At 58.6% G+C, this 16,941-nt stretch carries 15 protein-coding genes; 13 read left to right on the top strand and 2 right to left on the bottom strand.

Annotation, left to right across the window (positions count from 1 at the left end):
- Window positions 1-34: 34 nt before the first annotated feature.
- Window positions 35-2,770, bottom strand: a complete 2,736-nt coding sequence (torS, locus tag ABVM99_RS22135) for a TMAO reductase system sensor histidine kinase/response regulator TorS (protein ID WP_023194948.1) — start codon at window positions 2,768-2,770, stop codon at window positions 35-37.
- A gap of 79 nt (window positions 2,771-2,849) precedes the next feature.
- Here torS and torT point away from each other — a divergent pair, with 79 nt between their 5' ends.
- Window positions 2,850-3,890 carry a TMAO reductase system periplasmic protein TorT gene (gene torT / locus ABVM99_RS22130; RefSeq protein WP_023194947.1) on the top strand — a complete coding sequence of 347 codons (1,041 nt, stop codon included), beginning with the start codon at window positions 2,850-2,852 and terminating at the stop codon, window positions 3,888-3,890.
- Here the strand turns inward: torT and torR are convergent.
- Entirely contained in the window at window positions 3,863-4,555 is a 693-nt protein-coding gene (gene torR, locus ABVM99_RS22125) for a two-component system response regulator TorR (protein ID WP_001562512.1), read from the bottom strand. The two genes, torT and torR, sit on opposite strands and share 28 nt — an antisense overlap.
- 129 nt (window positions 4,556-4,684) lie before the next feature.
- On the opposite strand from torR, the gene torC reads away from it, so the two are divergent.
- From torC to ABVM99_RS22065, 12 genes are all read left to right on the top strand, one after another.
- The gene (gene torC / locus ABVM99_RS22120; protein ID WP_023194946.1) at window positions 4,685-5,869 is read left to right on the top strand and encodes a pentaheme c-type cytochrome TorC; all 1,185 of its coding nucleotides are present in this window, start codon (window positions 4,685-4,687) and stop codon (window positions 5,867-5,869) included.
- On the top strand, window positions 5,859-8,411 hold the full coding sequence (gene torA, locus ABVM99_RS22115) for a trimethylamine-N-oxide reductase TorA (RefSeq protein WP_023194945.1): 2,553 nt from the start codon (window positions 5,859-5,861) through the stop codon (window positions 8,409-8,411). Before torC ends, torA begins: the two co-directional genes overlap by 11 nt.
- Window positions 8,404-9,036, top strand: a complete 633-nt coding sequence (gene torD / locus ABVM99_RS22110; RefSeq protein WP_023194944.1) for a molecular chaperone TorD — start codon at window positions 8,404-8,406, stop codon at window positions 9,034-9,036. Before torA ends, torD begins: the two co-directional genes overlap by 8 nt.
- Window positions 9,037-9,224: 188 nt before the next feature.
- A complete protein-coding gene (locus tag ABVM99_RS22105) occupies window positions 9,225-10,625 on the top strand; it encodes a cytochrome-c peroxidase (RefSeq protein ID WP_000724476.1) in 1,401 nt (466 codons plus the stop codon).
- A gap of 5 nt (window positions 10,626-10,630) precedes the next feature.
- Window positions 10,631-11,248 (top strand): cytochrome c biogenesis heme-transporting ATPase CcmA, encoded by a 618-nt coding sequence (ccmA, locus tag ABVM99_RS22100; protein WP_052938313.1) that lies wholly within the window; start codon window positions 10,631-10,633, stop codon window positions 11,246-11,248.
- Window positions 11,245-11,904, top strand: a complete 660-nt coding sequence (gene ccmB, locus ABVM99_RS22095) for a heme exporter protein CcmB (RefSeq protein WP_023194942.1) — start codon at window positions 11,245-11,247, stop codon at window positions 11,902-11,904. Before ccmA ends, ccmB begins: the two co-directional genes overlap by 4 nt.
- 51 nt (window positions 11,905-11,955) lie before the next feature.
- Window positions 11,956-12,693, top strand: a complete 738-nt coding sequence (locus tag ABVM99_RS22090) for a heme ABC transporter permease (RefSeq protein ID WP_000265996.1) — start codon at window positions 11,956-11,958, stop codon at window positions 12,691-12,693.
- Window positions 12,690-12,902, top strand: coding sequence for a heme exporter protein CcmD (ccmD, locus tag ABVM99_RS22085; RefSeq protein WP_000074110.1), 213 nt, complete (start codon window positions 12,690-12,692; stop codon window positions 12,900-12,902). Before ABVM99_RS22090 ends, ccmD begins: the two co-directional genes overlap by 4 nt.
- Window positions 12,899-13,378, top strand: coding sequence for a cytochrome c maturation protein CcmE (ccmE, locus tag ABVM99_RS22080; protein ID WP_023194941.1), 480 nt, complete (start codon window positions 12,899-12,901; stop codon window positions 13,376-13,378). Before ccmD ends, ccmE begins: the two co-directional genes overlap by 4 nt.
- Window positions 13,375-15,306 carry a heme lyase CcmF/NrfE family subunit gene (locus ABVM99_RS22075; protein WP_023194940.1) on the top strand — a complete coding sequence of 644 codons (1,932 nt, stop codon included), beginning with the start codon at window positions 13,375-13,377 and terminating at the stop codon, window positions 15,304-15,306. The genes ccmE and ABVM99_RS22075 overlap by 4 nt, the downstream gene beginning before the upstream one ends.
- On the top strand, window positions 15,303-15,860 hold the full coding sequence (gene dsbE, locus ABVM99_RS22070; protein WP_000828299.1) for a thiol:disulfide interchange protein DsbE: 558 nt from the start codon (window positions 15,303-15,305) through the stop codon (window positions 15,858-15,860). Before ABVM99_RS22075 ends, dsbE begins: the two co-directional genes overlap by 4 nt.
- Window positions 15,857-16,900: a cytochrome c-type biogenesis protein CcmH gene (locus ABVM99_RS22065; protein WP_079810445.1), complete on the top strand. Its 1,044-nt coding sequence runs from the start codon at window positions 15,857-15,859 to the stop codon at window positions 16,898-16,900. Before dsbE ends, ABVM99_RS22065 begins: the two co-directional genes overlap by 4 nt.
- Window positions 16,901-16,941 lie beyond the last annotated feature (41 nt).

Here is a 16,941-nt window from a genome sequence, read left to right as displayed (position 1 = left end):
ATGTGAAACGCGTCGTTTGGCGAGCCGGAAGCTATTATGGCGAAGGATGATCGGCTATCCATGCGTCGAGCGCCGTCACTCCCTGCGTCACGATAGTTTTAATATCTATATCGCTAAGCGGTTGCAATTCCAGCTCCCGACAGGCTTCGGTTGCCTGCGTCATCCCCAGGCTGGCGCAGCCGCTTTTTAATTTATGCGCCAGCCGCTTAATGTTAACGTCGTCATTCATGGCGCGCGCTGCCTCGATCTCCTCGACTAAAGGCAGCGCGCTGTCTTTGAATAACGCGACCCATTGCCGGAGCTTTTCCGGGCCGACAGACGCCATATCGCCGGCAAGCTGATGTTCATTCAACATCACCCGCGCGTTGTGAGATTTGCCCTGTAAATAGTGCGCTATCATGCGGTAAAGCTCCTCGCGGGGAACGGGCTTTTGAATAATCCCGCAGAAAAGACCGGCGGTACGCTGACGAAGATTATCGTCTATCACATGCGCGCTAAAACCAATGCGTTTCATGGCGGGATACAGGCTCATCAACTGCTGCGCCAGGGTTAAGCCGTCATAATCCGGTAAATCAAAATCCACCAGCGCCACATCAAAGGACTCGCCTTCGGCTAAACAGCGTAGCGCGTCATTCGCGCTTTCAGCTACTGAGACCTTCACCCCTTTACCCGTGAGCATTTCAGCGGTAATACGCTGCGTCAGCATATTATCTTCAATCAGCAACAGGCGTAGTCCGTTAAGATTTATCGGTTCTCTGAACGCATTTTTGCTTGCGGGTTTGGGGTGGCGAACCGGCAGTTGTAAACGAAAACAACTGCCAACATGAAGCGTACTGGTGACGGTTAGCGTCCCGCCCATCGCTTCTGCCAGGCTGGCGCTGATAGCCAGCCCCAGGCCCGTCCCGCCCCGGCGTCCTGTCGCCTGCACAAACGGTTTGAAAATAGCCGTCAGCTTCGCTTCAGGGATACCGCACCCGGTATCTTCAACCTCAATAAACCAGCTCTGATCGTCGCAAAACGTGCGCAGCACTATGCTGCCGCGATCGGTAAATTTCGCCGCATTACTTAAAAGATTAATCACAATTTGACGTATCCGGCGCGGATCGCCTTGTAGCGTGGAGGGGAGTTGCTCGCTAAAGTCGGCGATGAGCGCCACCTGCACGCGGCTGTGCATTAAATGCAGCGCGCTATTCAACAATTGTCGCGGTTCAAACGGCTCCTCGCTAATAGAAACGTTGGTGCCGCCTACTTCAATCGCCGAGTAATCAAGAATATCGTTAAGAATCGCCAGTAGCGATTCGCCTGAATCATTAATGGCCTGTAAGTCGTCGCGGTAGTTTGCCATGAGCGGTTTATCGGCCAGCAATTGTACCGTACCGAGAATGCCGTAAAGCGGCGTGCGAATTTCATGGCTCATGGCGGCAAGGAACGTCGATTTCGCCTCGTTGGCCTTTTCCGCTTCGGCGCGCGCCTGCCGGTGTTCCAGCACCAGCGCATGAAGCTCCGCCGTTTGCGATCGCACCTGTTCCGCCAAATCCTCACGATGGCGGTTCAATTTGCGCACGTTGGCGCGAAACGCTTCCATCAGACGGCTGATGGTATCCAGTTCGCTGACGCCAGCCGCCTCCGGAAACGGCGAATCAATATCGCCCTCCAGTAGCCGCTGTAAGGCCTGCGTTTGTTGCGCCAGCGGGCGGGATACGGAACGGTAAACCACTCGCCAAAGAATAAAACTTAATGAGCACAGCGCCAGGATACCTAAGATCACTAACCCTATTTGCCCACGCTGACTGGCGTGTGTAAGACGCGCTAACCCAGCCTCGTTTCGTTTTTCGATGGCGTTCACCAACTGCGACACTTCCGTACTGAAGCGGGTAAACTGAAAGAGGTTATTGGCCATAAGCGTTTGAAGCTGATCGCGGATGGCGTTTTCCTTACGAAACAGGGTAACCAGTGTGGTGTACTGGTTTATTTTCTCCAGCGCGTCGGCGATTTGGGTGCGAACGGTAGGATCTTCTATACGCTGCTGGCGGCGGGATAAAATTTTAACCAACTGATTAAGTTTTTCATCGGTGTCCTCGGCATCGCTCAGCCCTTGCGCGTCTTTTAAGGTCACAATGAGCTGCTTAAACCGCAGGGCATTGACCCGCAACTCATTCATCTGATTCACATACTCAAGGTCGATATCAATCAATCGGTCAAGCGCGCGTTCAGCCTGGTCCCCTTTACCGCTTTCGATAAGATCGTAAATACCGGCCTGGGTGGCGCCCGCAGATGTCGCGGCATTATTGGCCTGGCCGTGAGCCTGGGCGGCAATGCTTTCCGCCGCCTCCGCAATCTGGCGGCTTAACTGCTGTTGCTGTGCGCGCAGCGTGAGAATTTCACCGACCAGCGTTCCCTGTTGCCCAAGCGTTTGCGCAATCTCTTTTTCTTGCCGGGCGATGGCCGAGGTATTAAATCCCTGCTCGCTTAATGCCTGCAAAAGATGGTTAATTTTAAGGCTTTGCGCTTTCAGCATCTTCCCCTGCGCCAGCCAAACGCCCTCACTGTCGGCATTGGTCAGATTTTGCGCGGAAAAGAGCTCGTAAGCGCTGGCTTCGCTTAACTGCCTGGCCATATTCATCGTGGGGAGCAGCGCTTGCGTATTGGTTTGCTCCACCTGACTAATGACGCGCAGGCTTATCCAGCCGATCACGGTGCTGAGCAGGGTGAGCGCCGCCATCAGGGCGAAGGCCAGCCATAATCTGCGGGTCAGTGAAGGCGTTGACATTTATGCGCCGCGGGTGAAATGGGTTGAGTTGCCGCCGGAAAAACCATTAGGATAAAACCTTGTTGCTGGTGGGGCTATCATGCGCGCGCTTATTTCGTTCTTTTTTTTGATAATCATCGTCTCGAATGTAGAAACGGCGTCAGCCGAAACCGGACTGCTACACTGGACGCGCGCCGATCGGGCGATTCCCTGGCGGCAAACGTCAGTCAATGCGAGTAAACCCTGGAAACTGTGCGCATTATACCCCAGCCTGAAAGATTCTTACTGGTTGTCCGTCAACTACGGGATGCAAAAAGCGGCCAAATTGTATGGCGTTGATTTAAAAGTGCTGGAAGCGAATGGCTATCGGCAACTGGCGACGCAACAACAGCAAATGATGCAATGCCGGGAGTGGGGCGCCGACGCTATTCTGCTTGGCAGCAGTACCGATTGTTTCCCGGAACTGGAACGGTATGCCGGTAATGTGCCGGTTATTGAACTGGTGAACATGATTCACGATGCCAGCGTCGCAACCCGCGTTGGTCTGCCGTGGTTTCAGATGGGGTATCTGCCGGGACGTTTCCTGGTGCAGTGGAGCAAAGGAAAAGCGCTTAACGTTTTACTCTTCCCGGGGCCGGAAGAAGCCGGCGGCAGTCAGGAGATGGTGGCGGGTTTTCGTCAGGCAATTAAAGGCAGCGCCATCAACATTGTGGATATCGCCTGGGGCGATAACGACATTGAAGTGCAACGAAACTTACTCCAGGAAATGCTGGAGCGCCATCCGGACGCCAATGTGGTCGCCGGGTCGGCGATAGCGGCGGAGGCGGCGATGGGCGAAGGGCGAAATTTGACGACTCCGCTCACAATCGTCTCATTTTATCTGACGCATCAGGTTTATCGCGGTTTAAAACGCGGCCATATCCTGATGGCGCTCAGCGATCAGATGGCCTGGCAGGGAGAATTAGCGATAACGCAGTCGATTAAGGTCTTACAGGGGCAACCGGTACCTGAAAATATCAGCCCGCCGGTGCTTATTTTGACGCATAACAACGCCGACAGCGCGCGCGTTCGTCGTTCGCTATCGCCTCCGGGATTTCGGCCCGTCTATCTGTATCAATACACCTCCGAGGCTAAAAAGTAGCCTTCGCCATGCTGTGTGACCAGCAGTTCCGGCGTAATTTTATGGCGTAAGCGGCGAACCAGGACATCAATTGTGCGGAGATCCGGAGTCTCTACGCGGCGGGCGGAAAGCATTCGCAGCAGGCGTTCACGATGCAGCACTTTGCCTGGGTTGGTCACAAAGGCCAGCAGTAGCTCGTACTCCGCGCGCGTAAGCTTAATGGCTTCACCATTGTGCTCCAGCGTGTGATTCATCACGTTCAGGCAGTAACCGGAAAACATATAGCAGTTTTCACTGGCATTTTGCGGCGTGGGGCGGGCCAGATCGATACGCCACAAAAGATTTTTTACCCGCACTACCAGCTCGCGCAGTTCCAGCGGCTTGGTGACGTAGTCGTCCGCGCCCATCTCCAGTCCGACGATGCGGTCGATTTGGTCGCAACGCCCCGTCACCAGAATAATGCCCACCGTGGAGCGTTCGCGTAGCGCCCTGGTCAGCATCAACCCGTTTTCATCGGGGAGGTTGATATCCAGCAGGATCAGCGAAACGTGCTCATGCTCCATGATGTCACGCAGGCCCGCGCCGCTGTCGGTCACCGAAACGCGATACCCCTCCTGCTCAAAATAGGCCTGTAATCTGGCCTGAGTAACAGGTTCATCCTCAACAATAACAATGTGATGTGACATCCTGCGCGCGGTCTCTTTCTGTTCATATCTGTTCATATATTGCCGTATCCCGTTCATCCTGACCAGTGACGCTGTTCATATTTGCGGAATAAGATCTGCGCATTAAACCATATAATTACAGGGGCTATTATGCGAAAACTCTGGAGAGCGCTACTCAGGCCAAGCGCCCGTTGGTCGATACTGGCGCTGGTCATTGTCGGGATTGTGATCGGCGTTGCGCTGATCGTGTTACCTCACGTCGGTATCAAACTGACCAGTACGACAGAGTTTTGCGTCAGCTGCCATAGTATGCAGCCGGTGTATCAGGAATATAAACAGTCCGTACATTTCCAGAACGCTTCCGGCGTACGCGCGGAATGCCACGATTGCCATATCCCCCCTGATATTCCAGGCATGGTGAAACGTAAGCTGGAAGCCAGCAACGATCTTTACCAGACATTTATCGCCCACTCGATTGATACCCCGGAAAAATTTGAAGCCAAACGCGCCGAGCTTGCCGAGCGTGAATGGGCGCGCATGAAAGAGAATAACTCCGCGACCTGTCGTTCCTGCCATAACTACGATGCGATGGATCACGCGAAACAGAACCCGGAAGCGGCGCGGCAAATGAAAATCGCCGCGAAAGAAAATCAGTCCTGCATCGACTGCCATAAAGGGATTGCCCACCAGCTACCGGATATGAGCAGCGGTTTCCGCAAACAGTTTGATGAACTGCGCGCCAGCGCCAGTACGCATAATGACGGCGATACGCTCTATTCGCTGGATATCAAGCCGATTTACGCCACTAAAGGCGATAAAGAACCGGCAGGTTCGCTGTTACCTGCTTCTGAAGTGAAAGTCCTTAAACGGGACGGTGACTGGCTGCAAGTGCAAATCGAAGGCTGGACGGAGACGGACGGTCGCCAGCGCGTGCTGACGCAGTTGCCCGGTAAACGTATTTTTGTCGCCTCGATTCGCGGCGATGTGCAACAGCATGTGAAAACGCTGGAAGAGACCACCGTCGCGGCGACCAATACTCAGTGGAGCAAATTACAGGCAACCGCGTGGATGCAAAAAGGCGACATGGTAAATGACATTAAACCGATTTGGGCCTATGCCGACTCCCTCTATAACGGCACCTGTAATCAGTGTCACGGCGCGCCGGACAAAGCGCACTTTGACGCTAACGGCTGGATCGGCACGCTCAACGGCATGATCGGTTTCACCAGTCTGGATAAGCGTGAAGAACGTACCTTGTTGAAATATCTCCAGATGAATGCGTCTGATACCACCAACACGCCGCACAGCGATAAGGGAGAACACAATGAAAAATAAGGACTCGTTACACGTCTCTCGTCGACGTTTTCTGGCGCAGCTTGGCGGCTTGACGGTGGCAGGAATGCTGGGGCCGTCACTACTGACGCCCCGTAGCGCCCGCGCGGCGGATGCCGTTGCACCAGGCGCCGCGACGAAAGAGGGTATCCTTACCGGCTCTCACTGGGGGGCGATTCGCGCCACGGTGGTTGACGGTCGATTTGTGGCGGCAAAACCGTTTGAACAGGATAAATACCCGTCCAAAATGATCGCCGGTCTGCCCGATCACGTCCACAACGCGGCGCGTATTCGCTATCCGATGGTGCGCGTCGACTGGATGCGCAAAGGTCATCAAAGCGACACCTCGCAGCGCGGCGATAATCGTTTTGTGCGCGTCTCCTGGGATGAAGCGCTGGATCTGTTCTATCAGGAACTGGAGCGGGTGCAAAAAACCTACGGGCCGAGCGCGTTACTGACGGCGAGCGGCTGGCAATCTACCGGCATGTTCCATAACGCCTCCGGGATGCTGGCGCGCGCGATTGCGCTACATGGCAATAGCGTCAGCACGGGAGGGGACTATTCGACCGGCGCGGCGCAGGTGATTTTGCCGCGCGTGGTGGGTTCAATGGAAGTGTACGAGCAGCAAACGTCATGGCCTCTGGTTTTACAGAACAGTAAAACGATTGTGCTATGGGGTTCTGATATGGTGAAAAACCAGCAGGCAAACTGGTGGTGCCCGGATCACGATGTCTATCAGTACTATGAACAATTAAAAGAGAAGGTTGCCAGTGGTGCTATCTCGGTCATCAGCATCGACCCGGTTGTTACCTCCACGCACGATTATCTGGGGCGCGATAAGGTCAAACATATCGCCATTAACCCGCAGACGGATGTCCCGTTACAACTGGCGCTGGCGCATACCCTGTACAGCGAGAAACTGTACGATAAAAATTTCCTCGATAACTACTGCGTCGGTTTTGAGCAGTTCCTCCCCTATTTGCTGGGCGAAAAAGATGGACAGCCCAAAGATGCCGCCTGGGCGGAAAAACTGTGCGGTATTGACGCCGACACCATCCGCGCGTTGGCGCGGCAGATGGCGGGCGACAGAACGCAAATCATCGCTGGCTGGTGCGTACAACGTATGCAGCATGGCGAACAGTGGTCATGGATGGTCGTCGTGCTGGCGGCAATGCTGGGACAGATTGGTTTACCGGGCGGCGGCTTTGGTTTTGGCTGGCACTACAACGGCGCCGGGACGCCTGGCCGTAAAGGGATCATTTTAAGCGGCTTTTCCGGTTCGACGACCGTTCCGCCAGTGCACGACAGCACGGATTACAAAGGCTACAGCAGCACCATTCCTATTGCGCGTTTTATGGATGCCATTCTTGAACCGGGCAAGATCATTAACTGGAACGGGAAATCGGTTAAATTACCGCCGCTGAAGATGTGCGTGTTCGCCGGGACCAACCCGTTCCACCGACACCAACAAATTAACCGCATAATTGAAGGCTGGCGCAAGCTGGAAACGGTCATCGCTATTGATAACCAGTGGACGTCGACCTGCCGCTTTGCGGATATCGTTTTGCCGGCTACCACCCAATTTGAGCGTAACGACCTCGATCAGTTCGGCAACCACTCTAACCGCGGCATTATCGCCATGAAACAGGTGGTGTCGCCGCAGTTTGAAGCGCGTAATGACTTTGATATTTTCCGCGATCTCTGCCGACGCTTTAACCGTGAAGCGGCATTCACGGAAGGTCTTGATGAAATGGGCTGGCTGAAACGCATCTGGCAGGAAGGGAGCCAGCAGGGAAAAGGTCGCGGTATCCACTTACCGACTTTCGAGGTGTTCTGGAATCAACAGGAGTACATCGAGTTTGATCATCCGCAGATGTTTGTGCGCCATCAGGCTTTCCGTGAAGATCCGGACCTGGAGCCGTTGGGCACGCCAAGCGGTTTGATCGAGATTTACTCCAAAACGATCGCCGACATGCAATACGACGATTGTCAGGGCCATCCCATGTGGTTCGAAAAAATCGAACGCTCGCATGGCGGGCCGGGATCGCAGCGCTGGCCGTTGCACTTACAATCCGTCCACCCTGATTTCCGTCTGCATTCCCAACTGTGCGAGTCGGAAACGCTGCGTCAGCAATATGCCGTTGGCGGCAAGGAGCCGGTCTTTATTAACCCACAGGATGCCAGCGCGCGCGGGATCCGCAACGGTGACATCGTGCGGGTATTCAATGCACGCGGGCAGGTACTGGCGGGGGCGGTAGTTTCCGATCGCTATGCGCCGGGCGTGGCGCGAATTCATGAAGGTGCCTGGTACGATCCTGATAAAGGCGGCGACATCAACGCGTTATGTAAGTACGGCAACCCTAACGTATTAACGCTGGATATCGGTACATCACAGCTCGCGCAGGCGACCAGCGCGCATACGACGCTGGTGGAAATTGAAAAATATACCGGCCCTATTGATAACGTCACGGCGTTTAACGGTCCGGTCGAGATGGTCGCGCAGTGTGAATATGTACCCGCATCGCAGGGGAATCCGCATGATTAAGCAGCCAGCGCTTGCTCAGGAACAGTACGCCTGCGTATATGCATGGCTGGCGTTACTCTTTTTCCGGGAAGTGGATGATGAAGGGTTAATACAATTACAGTCCGCGGAGATCGCGGACTGGCTGGCGCTGTTAAAGCGTCAGCCTGCGCTGGCGGCGTCGGTGGCGTTACTCGAACAAAAAATTGCCGCGCTTAGCCTGCGCCAGGATGCGCAGCTGGAGCTGGCCGCAGATTTTTGCGGATTGTTCCTGATGACGGATAAAAAATCGGCCTTGCCCTACGCCTCGCAATACCCGCAGCAGGAACCCGGCATGATTAAACATTTATTGCTTGAAGCCGGGATGGAAGTCAACGACGATTTTAAAGAGCCGGCCGACCACCTGGCGATTTATCTGGAATTACTCAGCCATTTACATTTTTCATTGGGTGAATCGTTCCAACAACGGAGAATGAATAAATTACGCCAGAAAACATTGTCGTCATTACTGGAATGGCTTCCGGAATTTACAAATAATTGCCTTAAGCATGATTCCTATGGTTTTTATGCTGCGTTAAGTCAATTATTGTTGGCTATCGTTCGTTTTGATGACGGAAAAGAGGATTTATCCATTGTTGCGGTTGAATAAACCCTGTGACGGGCATCGCAAAATAAATCTTACGATAGTCGGGGGTTATCATATCTATAGGTTTAGCCAATTGTAATTATTGATACCAATCAATATCCATGATGGGTTTGTATTTAGTATTGACGGGCCTCATGAGTAAAAAATAAAATTTAATTAATCATGCCGCAATACCCCATAAGGATAGTGATATGAAAAAAATTACCCTCTATGCGACAACGGTTATCACCGTTGGGCTGTTATGTTATTTAGGTTTGTCCGGGTATGTATGGTATTACGACAAACAGCGCAGTAAAAAAAGCGATGTGCAGGCCTCGGTTGTGGGTGAAAATAATAAAATACTGGGTTATTTCAGGGAGAAAGGATGTGATTATTGTCATACGCCTTCCGCTGAATTACCTTTTTATTCCTCTTTTCCGGTGGCAAAGCAGCTAATGGATTACGATATCCAGCTCGGCTACAAATCGTTTAACCTGGAGGCGGTACGGGCCGCCCTGATTGCGGATACGCCGGTGCCGCAAAGCGAACTGAATAAAATTGAATGGGTTATGCAACATCAGACTATGCCGCCAACCCGCTATGTCGCGCTGCACTGGGCGGGGGGCGTCAGCGATAAAGAGCGTACTGACATCCTGAACTGGATAGCCGATCAGCGTGAGCGCAACTATGCCAGCGCCGATACCGACCCGGCGCACCGGAATGAACCCGTTCAGCCTATTCCGCGCAATATTCCCGTCGATGCGAAAAAAGTCGACTTAGGTTTCCGTCTTTATCATGATGAACGTTTATCCGGCGACAGCACAATATCCTGTGCGCATTGTCACGCGTTAAATGCGGGCGGTGTCGATGGCAGAAAAACCTCAATTGGCGTTGGCGGTGCGGTAGGACCAATAAATGCGCCGACGGTATTCAACTCCGTATTTAATATCGAACAATTTTGGGATGGTCGTGCTGCAACCCTGCAGGAGCAAGCAGGCGGACCGCCGTTAAATCCTATTGAAATGGCCTCTAAATCCTGGGATGAGATTATTAGCAAGCTTGATAAAGATCCTGTCCTGAAAAAAGATTTCCAGGCGGTTTATCCGCAAGGATTTACCGGGGAAAATATTACTGATGCGATCGCCGAATTTGAAAAAACGTTGATAACGCCGGATTCCGCCTTTGATAAATGGCTACGTGGAGATGAAAATGCGCTGACCGCGCAACAGAAACACGGTTATCAATTATTTAAAGAGAATAAATGTGCAACCTGTCACGGCGGTATCATTTTAGGCGGGCGCTCTTTTGAACCATTGGGATTAAAGCGAGACTTTAATTTTGGCGAAATTACCGCAGCGGATATTGGTCGTATGAACGTCACCAAAGAGGTTCGCGATAAATTACGGCAAAAAGTCCCGGGCTTACGCAACGTCGCGTTAACGGCGCCTTATTTCCATCGGGGCGACGTACCGACGCTGGATGGCGCGGTAAAACTGATGCTGCGTTACCAGGTTGGCACCGATCTGCCGCAAAACGATATTGACGATATCGTCGCCTTCCTGGAAAGCCTGACCGGTGTTTATACGCCATATCAACCTGAATATGCGCAATGACAATGATGCTTGAAGCCAGAGATCTGTACTGCGAGCGGGACGAGAGGACGCTGTTCAGTGGGCTGTCGTTCACCGTGGAGGCCGGGGAGTGGGTGCAGGTCACCGGCGGCAACGGCGCCGGAAAAACCACCCTGCTGCGCCTGCTGACCGGGCTGGCGCGCCCGGACGGCGGGGAGGTGTACTGGCAGGGCGAGCCCCTGCGCCGCGTGCGCGACAGCTTCCATCGCAGTCTGCTGTGGATAGGGCACCAGCCGGGGATTAAATCCCGCCTGACGGCGCGGGAGAACCTGCACTTCTTCCACCCCGGTGACGGCGCGCGCCTCCCGGAGGCGCTGGCGCAGGCCGGGCTGGCGGGATTTGAGGACGTGCCGGTCGCCCGGCTCTCGGCCGGGCAGCAGCGCCGGGTGGCGCTGGCCCGCCTGTGGCTGACCCGCGCCGCGCTGTGGGTGCTCGACGAGCCGTTCACCGCCATTGACGTTAACGGCGTGGCGCGCCTCACCCGGCGGATGGCGGCACACACGGCGCAGGGCGGGATGGTCATTCTCACCACCCACCAGCCGCTGCCGGGGACCGCGGACACCGTCCGCCGCCTGGCGCTGACCGGCGGGGGGGCCGGGCTGTGATGTGGCGTGTCTTCTGTCTCGAGCTGCGCGTGGCGTTCCGCCACGGCGCGGACATCGCCGGCCCGCTGTGGTTCTTCCTGATGGTCATCACCCTGTTTCCGTTAAGCGTCGGGCCGCAGCCGCAGCTGCTGGCGCGTATCGCGCCGGGCATCATCCAGGTGGCGGCGCTGCTGGCCTCGCTGCTGGCGCTGGAGCGGCTGTTTCGCGACGACCTGCAGGACGGCAGCCTGGAGCAGCTGATGCTGCTGCCGGTGCCGCTGCCGGCGGTGGTGCTGGCGAAGGTGCTGGCCCACTGGGCGGTGACCGGCCTGCCGCTGATGATGCTCTCCCCGCTGGTGGCGCTGCTGCTGGGGATGGACGTGTACGGCTGGAAAATCATGGCGCTGACGCTGCTGCTCGGCACGCCGGCGCTGGGGTTTCTCGCCGCGCCGGGCGTTGCGCTGACGGCCGGCCTGCGGCGCGGCGGCGTCCTGCTGGGCATTCTGGTGCTGCCGCTGAGTGTTCCGGTGCTGATTTTCGCCGCTGCGGCGATGGACGCGGCATCGATGCATTTACCCGCTGACGGCTATCTGGCGGTGCTGGGGGCGCTGCTGGCGGGCAGCGCGACGTTAAGCCCGTTCGCCACCGCGGCGGCGCTGCGCATCAGTACGCAGTAGCGCCCCGGCACGACGGACATTTTACTGGTTTCAGGAGGTCAGGTGACGACTATGTGGAAAACCCTTCATCAGCTGGCGGCGCCGCCCCGGCTGTATCAGATTTGCGGCAGGCTCGTGCCGTGGCTGGCGGCGGCCGGCATCATCGCGCTGGCCACCGGCTGGGTCCGGGGCTTTGGTTTCGCCCCGGCGGACTACCAGCAGGGGGAGGGCTACCGCATTATGTACCTGCATGTCCCGGCGGCCATCTGGTCAATGGGTATCTATGCGGCGATGGCGGTGGCGGCGTTTACCGGGCTGGTCTGGCAGATGAAAATGGCCAGCCTTGCCGTCGCGGCGATGGCGCCGGTGGGGGCGGTGTACACCTTCATCGCGCTGGTCACCGGCGCGGCGTGGGGCAAACCGATGTGGGGCACCTGGTGGGTGTGGGACGCGCGCCTGACCTCGGAGCTGGTGCTGCTGTTTCTCTACGCCGGGGTCATCGCCCTGTGGCACGCCTTTGACGACCGTAAAATGGCCGGGCGCGCGGCGGGCATTCTGGTGCTGGTCGGCGTGGTGAACCTGCCGGTTATCCACTATTCCGTCGAGTGGTGGAACACCCTGCACCAGGGCTCGACGCGGATGCAGCAGAGCATCGACCCGGCGATGCGCTCGCCGCTGCGCTGGGCCATCGCCGGCTACCTGCTGCTCTTTATGACGCTGGCGCTGATGCGGATGCGCAACCTGATTTTACTGATGGAAAAACGCCGCCCGTGGGTGAGCGAACTGATACTGAAAAGGGGGCACCGGTGAGTCCGGCATTTTCATCGTGGAGCGATTTTTTCGCCATGGGCGGGTACGCCTTTTTTGTCTGGCTGGCGGTGGCGATGACCGTGGCGCCGCTGGCGCTGCTGGCGCTGCACACGGTGCTGCAGCGCCGGGCCATTCTGCGCGGCGTGGCGCAGCAGCGGGCGCGCGAGGCGCGGATGCGTGCCGCACAGGCGCAACAGGAGGCCGCGTGAACCTGCGACGTAAAAACCGGTTACGGGTGGTCTGCGCGGTGCTGGCGGGCCTGGGGCTGACCACCGCCCTGGTCCTGTACGCGCTGCGCGCGAATATCGACCTGTTCTATACCCCCGGCGAAATCCTCTACGGCAAGCGCGAGACGCAGCAGCTGCCGGCGGTGGGCCAGCGCCTGCGCGTCGGCGGGATGGTGATGCCCGGCAGCGTCAGGCGCGACCCGGACTCGCTGAAGGTGAACTTCAGCCTCTACGACGCCGAAGGGTCGGTGACGGTGAGCTATGAGGGGATACTGCCGGACCTGTTCCGCGAGGGGCAGGGGGTGGTGGTGCAGGGCACCCTGGAGAAGGGCAACCACGTTCTGGCGCACGAGGTGCTGGCCAAGCATGACGAGAACTACACCCCGCCGGAAGTGGAAAAGGCGATGCAGGAAAACCACCGCCGCCCGCAACGCGCTGATAAGGACACCTCATCATGATGCCTGAATACGGCCACGCACTGCTGTGCCTGGCGCTCGGCGTGGCGCTGCTGCTGTCCGTTTACCCGCTGTGGGGCGTGGCGCGCGGCGACGCGCGGATGATGGCGTCGGCCGGGGTGTTCGCCTGGCTGCTGTTCATCTGCGTGGCGGGCGCGTTTTTCGTGCTGGTGCACGCCTTTGTGGTTAACGACTTCACCGTGGCCTATGTCGCCGGCAACTCGAACACGCAGCTGCCGGTGTGGTACCGGGTGGCCGCCACCTGGGGAGCGCACGAGGGCTCGCTGCTGCTGTGGGTGCTGCTGATGAGCGGCTGGACCCTGGCGGTGGCGGTGTTCAGCCGGCGGGTGCCGGCGGATATCGTCGCCCGGGTGCTGGCGGTGATGGGGATGGTCTGCGCCGGTTTTCTGGCGTTCATCCTGTTCACCTCCGGCCCGTTCGCCCGCACGCTGCCGGCCTTTCCGGTGGAGGGGCGCGACCTGAACCCGCTGCTGCAGGACCCGGGGCTGATTTTCCACCCGCCGCTGCTGTACATGGGCTATGTCGGCTTCTCGGTGGCCTTCGCCTTCGCCATCGCCGCGCTGCTGAGCGGGCGTCTGGACAGCGCGTTCACCCGTTTTGCCCGCCCGTGGACGCTGGCGGCGTGGGTGTTCCTGACGCTGGGCATCGTGCTCGGCTCGGCGTGGGCCTACTACGAGCTGGGCTGGGGCGGCTGGTGGTTCTGGGACCCGGTGGAGAACGCCTCCTTTATGCCGTGGCTGGCGGGTACCGCCCTGCTGCACTCGCTGGCGGTCACGGAACAGCGCGCCGGCTTTAAGGCGTGGACGCTGCTGCTGTCCATCTGCGCCTTCTCGCTGTGCCTGCTGGGCACCTTCCTGGTGCGCTCCGGGGTGCTGGTGTCGGTGCACGCCTTCGCCTCCGACCCGGCGCGCGGAATGTTTATCCTCGCCTTTATGGTGCTGGTCACCGGCGGCTCGCTGCTGCTGTTCGCCGTGCGCGGGCACAGGGTGCGTTCGCGGGTGAACAACACGCTGTGGTCGCGCGAGTCGCTGCTGCTCGGCAACAACGTCCTGCTGATGGCCGCCATGCTGGTGGTGCTGCTGGGCACCCTGCTGCCGCTGGTGCACAAACAGCTGGGGCTGGGCAGCATTTCGGTGGGGGAGCCGTTCTTTAACACCATGTTCACCTGGCTGATGGTCCCCTTTGCCCTGCTGCTGGGGGTGGGGCCGCTGGTGCGCTGGGGCCGGGACCGGCCGCGTAACATCAGGAAACTGCTGCTCACCGCCCTGGTCTCCACCCTGGTGCTGTCGGTACTTTTGCCATGGCTGCTGGAAGATAAAATCATCGCCATGACGGCGGTGGGGATGGCGATGGCCTGCTGGATTGCGGTGCTGGCGGTGGCCGAAGCCGTACAGCGCGTGTCCCGCGGCACGAAAACCTCTCTCAGCTACTGGGGAATGGTGGCGGCGCACCTCGGGCTGGCGGTGACGATTACCGGCATCGCCTTCAGCCAGAATTACAGCGTGGAGCGTGACGTGCGGATGCGGGCGGGCGACAGCGTGACCATTCACGACTACCGCTTCACCTTCCGGGAGGTGCGGGACATCACCGGCCCCAACTACCGCGGCGGGGTGGCCCTCATCGGGGTGACGCGCCACGGCGAGCCGGAGGCGGTGCTGCACGCGGAGAAACGGCTCTACAACACCAGCCGGATGGTGATGACCGAGGCGGCGATTGACGGCGGGCTGACCCGCGACCTGTACGCCGCGCTCGGGGAGGAGCTGGACAACGGCGCGTGGGCCGTGCGCCTGTACTACAAACCGTTTGTCCGCTGGATATGGGCCGGGGGGCTGCTGATGGCGCTGGGCGGGCTGCTGTGCCTGGCGGACCCGCGCTACCGCCGCCGTAAACCATTGCCGGAGGCCGGATGAAACGCAACGTACTGTTATTACCGCTGCTGATTTTTCTGCTGATTGCCGCGGCGCTGCTGTGGCAGCTGGCGCGCAACGCGCAGGGGGATGACCCGACGAATCTCGAATCGGCACTGACCGGAAAGCCGGTGCCGGCGTTCCGCCTGGAATCGCTGGAGACGCCGGGTCAGTACTACCAGGCGGAGGTGCTGACGCAGGGGAAACCGGTGCTGCTTAACGTCTGGGCCACCTGGTGCCCGACCTGCCGCGCCGAGCATCAGTACCTGAACCGGCTGGCCGCGCAGGGTATCCGGGTGGTCGGGCTGAACTATAAGGATGACCGGGCGAAGGCGGTGGCCTGGTTAAAAGAACTGGGTAACCCGTATGCGCTGAGTTTATCGGACAGCGACGGGATGCTGGGGCTGGACCTGGGCGTGTACGGCGCGCCGGAAACCTTCCTCATCGACGGCAGGGGGATTATCCGCTACCGCCATGCGGGCGATTTGAATGCCCGGGTATGGGAAAGTGAACTGAAACCGCTGTGGGACAGATACAGCCGGGAGGCGGCGCAATGAGACTGTTACCGGGCATGGTGATGCTGATGCTGGCGCTGGTTATCGCCGGGTCAGCGCGGGCGACCACCGACGTGATGCCGTTTAAAGATGAAGCGCAGGAGCAGCAGTTCCGCCAGCTCACGGAGCAGCTGCGCTGCCCGAAATGCCAGAACAACAGCATTGCGGACTCGAACGCGATGATAGCCACCGACATGCGCCGCAGGGTGTATGACCTGATGCAGGAGGGGAAGAGCCGCCAGGAAATCATCGATTATATGGTGGCGCGCTACGGCAACTTTGTCACCTACGACCCGCCGCTGACCCCGCTGACGGTGCTGCTGTGGGTGCTGCCGCTGGCCGCCATCGTGGCGGGCGGGTGGATAATCGTCGCCCGCACGCGCCGGCGGGTGCGCCTGCGCCGGGAGCCGCTGCCGGCGGACACCCCGGTTTGCGGCGCGCGCGCCGGGTGGGGCGTTTACGTGCCGGGGGCCGTCATTGCGCTGGCGGTCGGCGCCGGCAGCTACGCCCTGACCGGCAGCTATCCGCAGGTGAGGGCCTGGCAGCAGGCGACGGCGCAGACGCCCGGGCTGCTGGCGCGGGCGCTGGACCCGCAGGCGCAGCCGCTGAATGAGGAGGAGATGGCGCGGCTGGCGCTGGGGCTGCGCACCCGCCTGCAGAATGATGCCGGCAATGTTGAGGGCTGGCTCATGCTGGGGCGCATTGGCATGGTACTGGGTAATGCCGGTACCGCCACCGGGGCCTATGCGAACGCGTACCGGCTGGACCCGAAAAACCGCGATGCGGCGCTGGGCTACGCGGAGGCGCTGACGCGCTCGTCCGACCCGGAGGATAACCGCCGTGGCGGGGAGCTGCTGCGCCGGCTGGTGAGCCGCGACCACACGGATATCCGGGTGTTAAGCCTGTATGCGTTCAGCGCCTTTGAGCAGCAGCGCTTTGGCGAGGCGGTGGCGGCCTGGGAGATGATGCTGAAGCTGCTGCCGGCGGGTGACGCCAGGCGGGCGGTGATAGAGCGCAGTATCCGGCTGGCGCAGGAGAAATAAGACCCTGACGGCCCGGTGGCGTGGCGCCACCGGGCCTGGCT

This window comes from Salmonella sp. SJTUF15591 (assembly GCF_043356435.1).
Classification (GTDB): Bacteria; Pseudomonadota; Gammaproteobacteria; order Enterobacterales; family Enterobacteriaceae; genus Salmonella; species Salmonella enterica.
Note: the sequence above shows the minus strand (reverse complement) of the source record. Positions and strands in the feature narration are given on the sequence as shown.

What these genes read in the sequence shown, in the direction of transcription:
- ABVM99_RS22090 (WP_000265996.1), top strand. Translation starts at nt 11,956, where the DNA reads ATGTGGAAAACCCTTCATCAGCTGGCGGCGCCGCCCCGGCTGTATCAG.
- torR (WP_001562512.1), bottom strand. Translation starts at nt 4,555, where the DNA reads ATGTCACATCACATTGTTATTGTTGAGGATGAACCTGTTACTCAGGCC.
- ABVM99_RS22105 (WP_000724476.1), top strand. Translation starts at nt 9,225, where the DNA reads ATGAAAAAAATTACCCTCTATGCGACAACGGTTATCACCGTTGGGCTG.
- dsbE (WP_000828299.1), top strand. Translation starts at nt 15,303, where the DNA reads ATGAAACGCAACGTACTGTTATTACCGCTGCTGATTTTTCTGCTGATT.
- torS (WP_023194948.1), bottom strand. Translation starts at nt 2,770, where the DNA reads ATGTCAACGCCTTCACTGACCCGCAGATTATGGCTGGCCTTCGCCCTG.
- torC (WP_023194946.1), top strand. Translation starts at nt 4,685, where the DNA reads ATGCGAAAACTCTGGAGAGCGCTACTCAGGCCAAGCGCCCGTTGGTCG.
- ccmA (WP_052938313.1), top strand. Translation starts at nt 10,631, where the DNA reads ATGCTTGAAGCCAGAGATCTGTACTGCGAGCGGGACGAGAGGACGCTG.
- ABVM99_RS22065 (WP_079810445.1), top strand. Translation starts at nt 15,857, where the DNA reads ATGAGACTGTTACCGGGCATGGTGATGCTGATGCTGGCGCTGGTTATC.
- ABVM99_RS22075 (WP_023194940.1), top strand. Translation starts at nt 13,375, where the DNA reads ATGATGCCTGAATACGGCCACGCACTGCTGTGCCTGGCGCTCGGCGTG.
- torA (WP_023194945.1), top strand. Translation starts at nt 5,859, where the DNA reads ATGAAAAATAAGGACTCGTTACACGTCTCTCGTCGACGTTTTCTGGCG.
- torD (WP_023194944.1), top strand. Translation starts at nt 8,404, where the DNA reads ATGATTAAGCAGCCAGCGCTTGCTCAGGAACAGTACGCCTGCGTATAT.
- torT (WP_023194947.1), top strand. Translation starts at nt 2,850, where the DNA reads ATGCGCGCGCTTATTTCGTTCTTTTTTTTGATAATCATCGTCTCGAAT.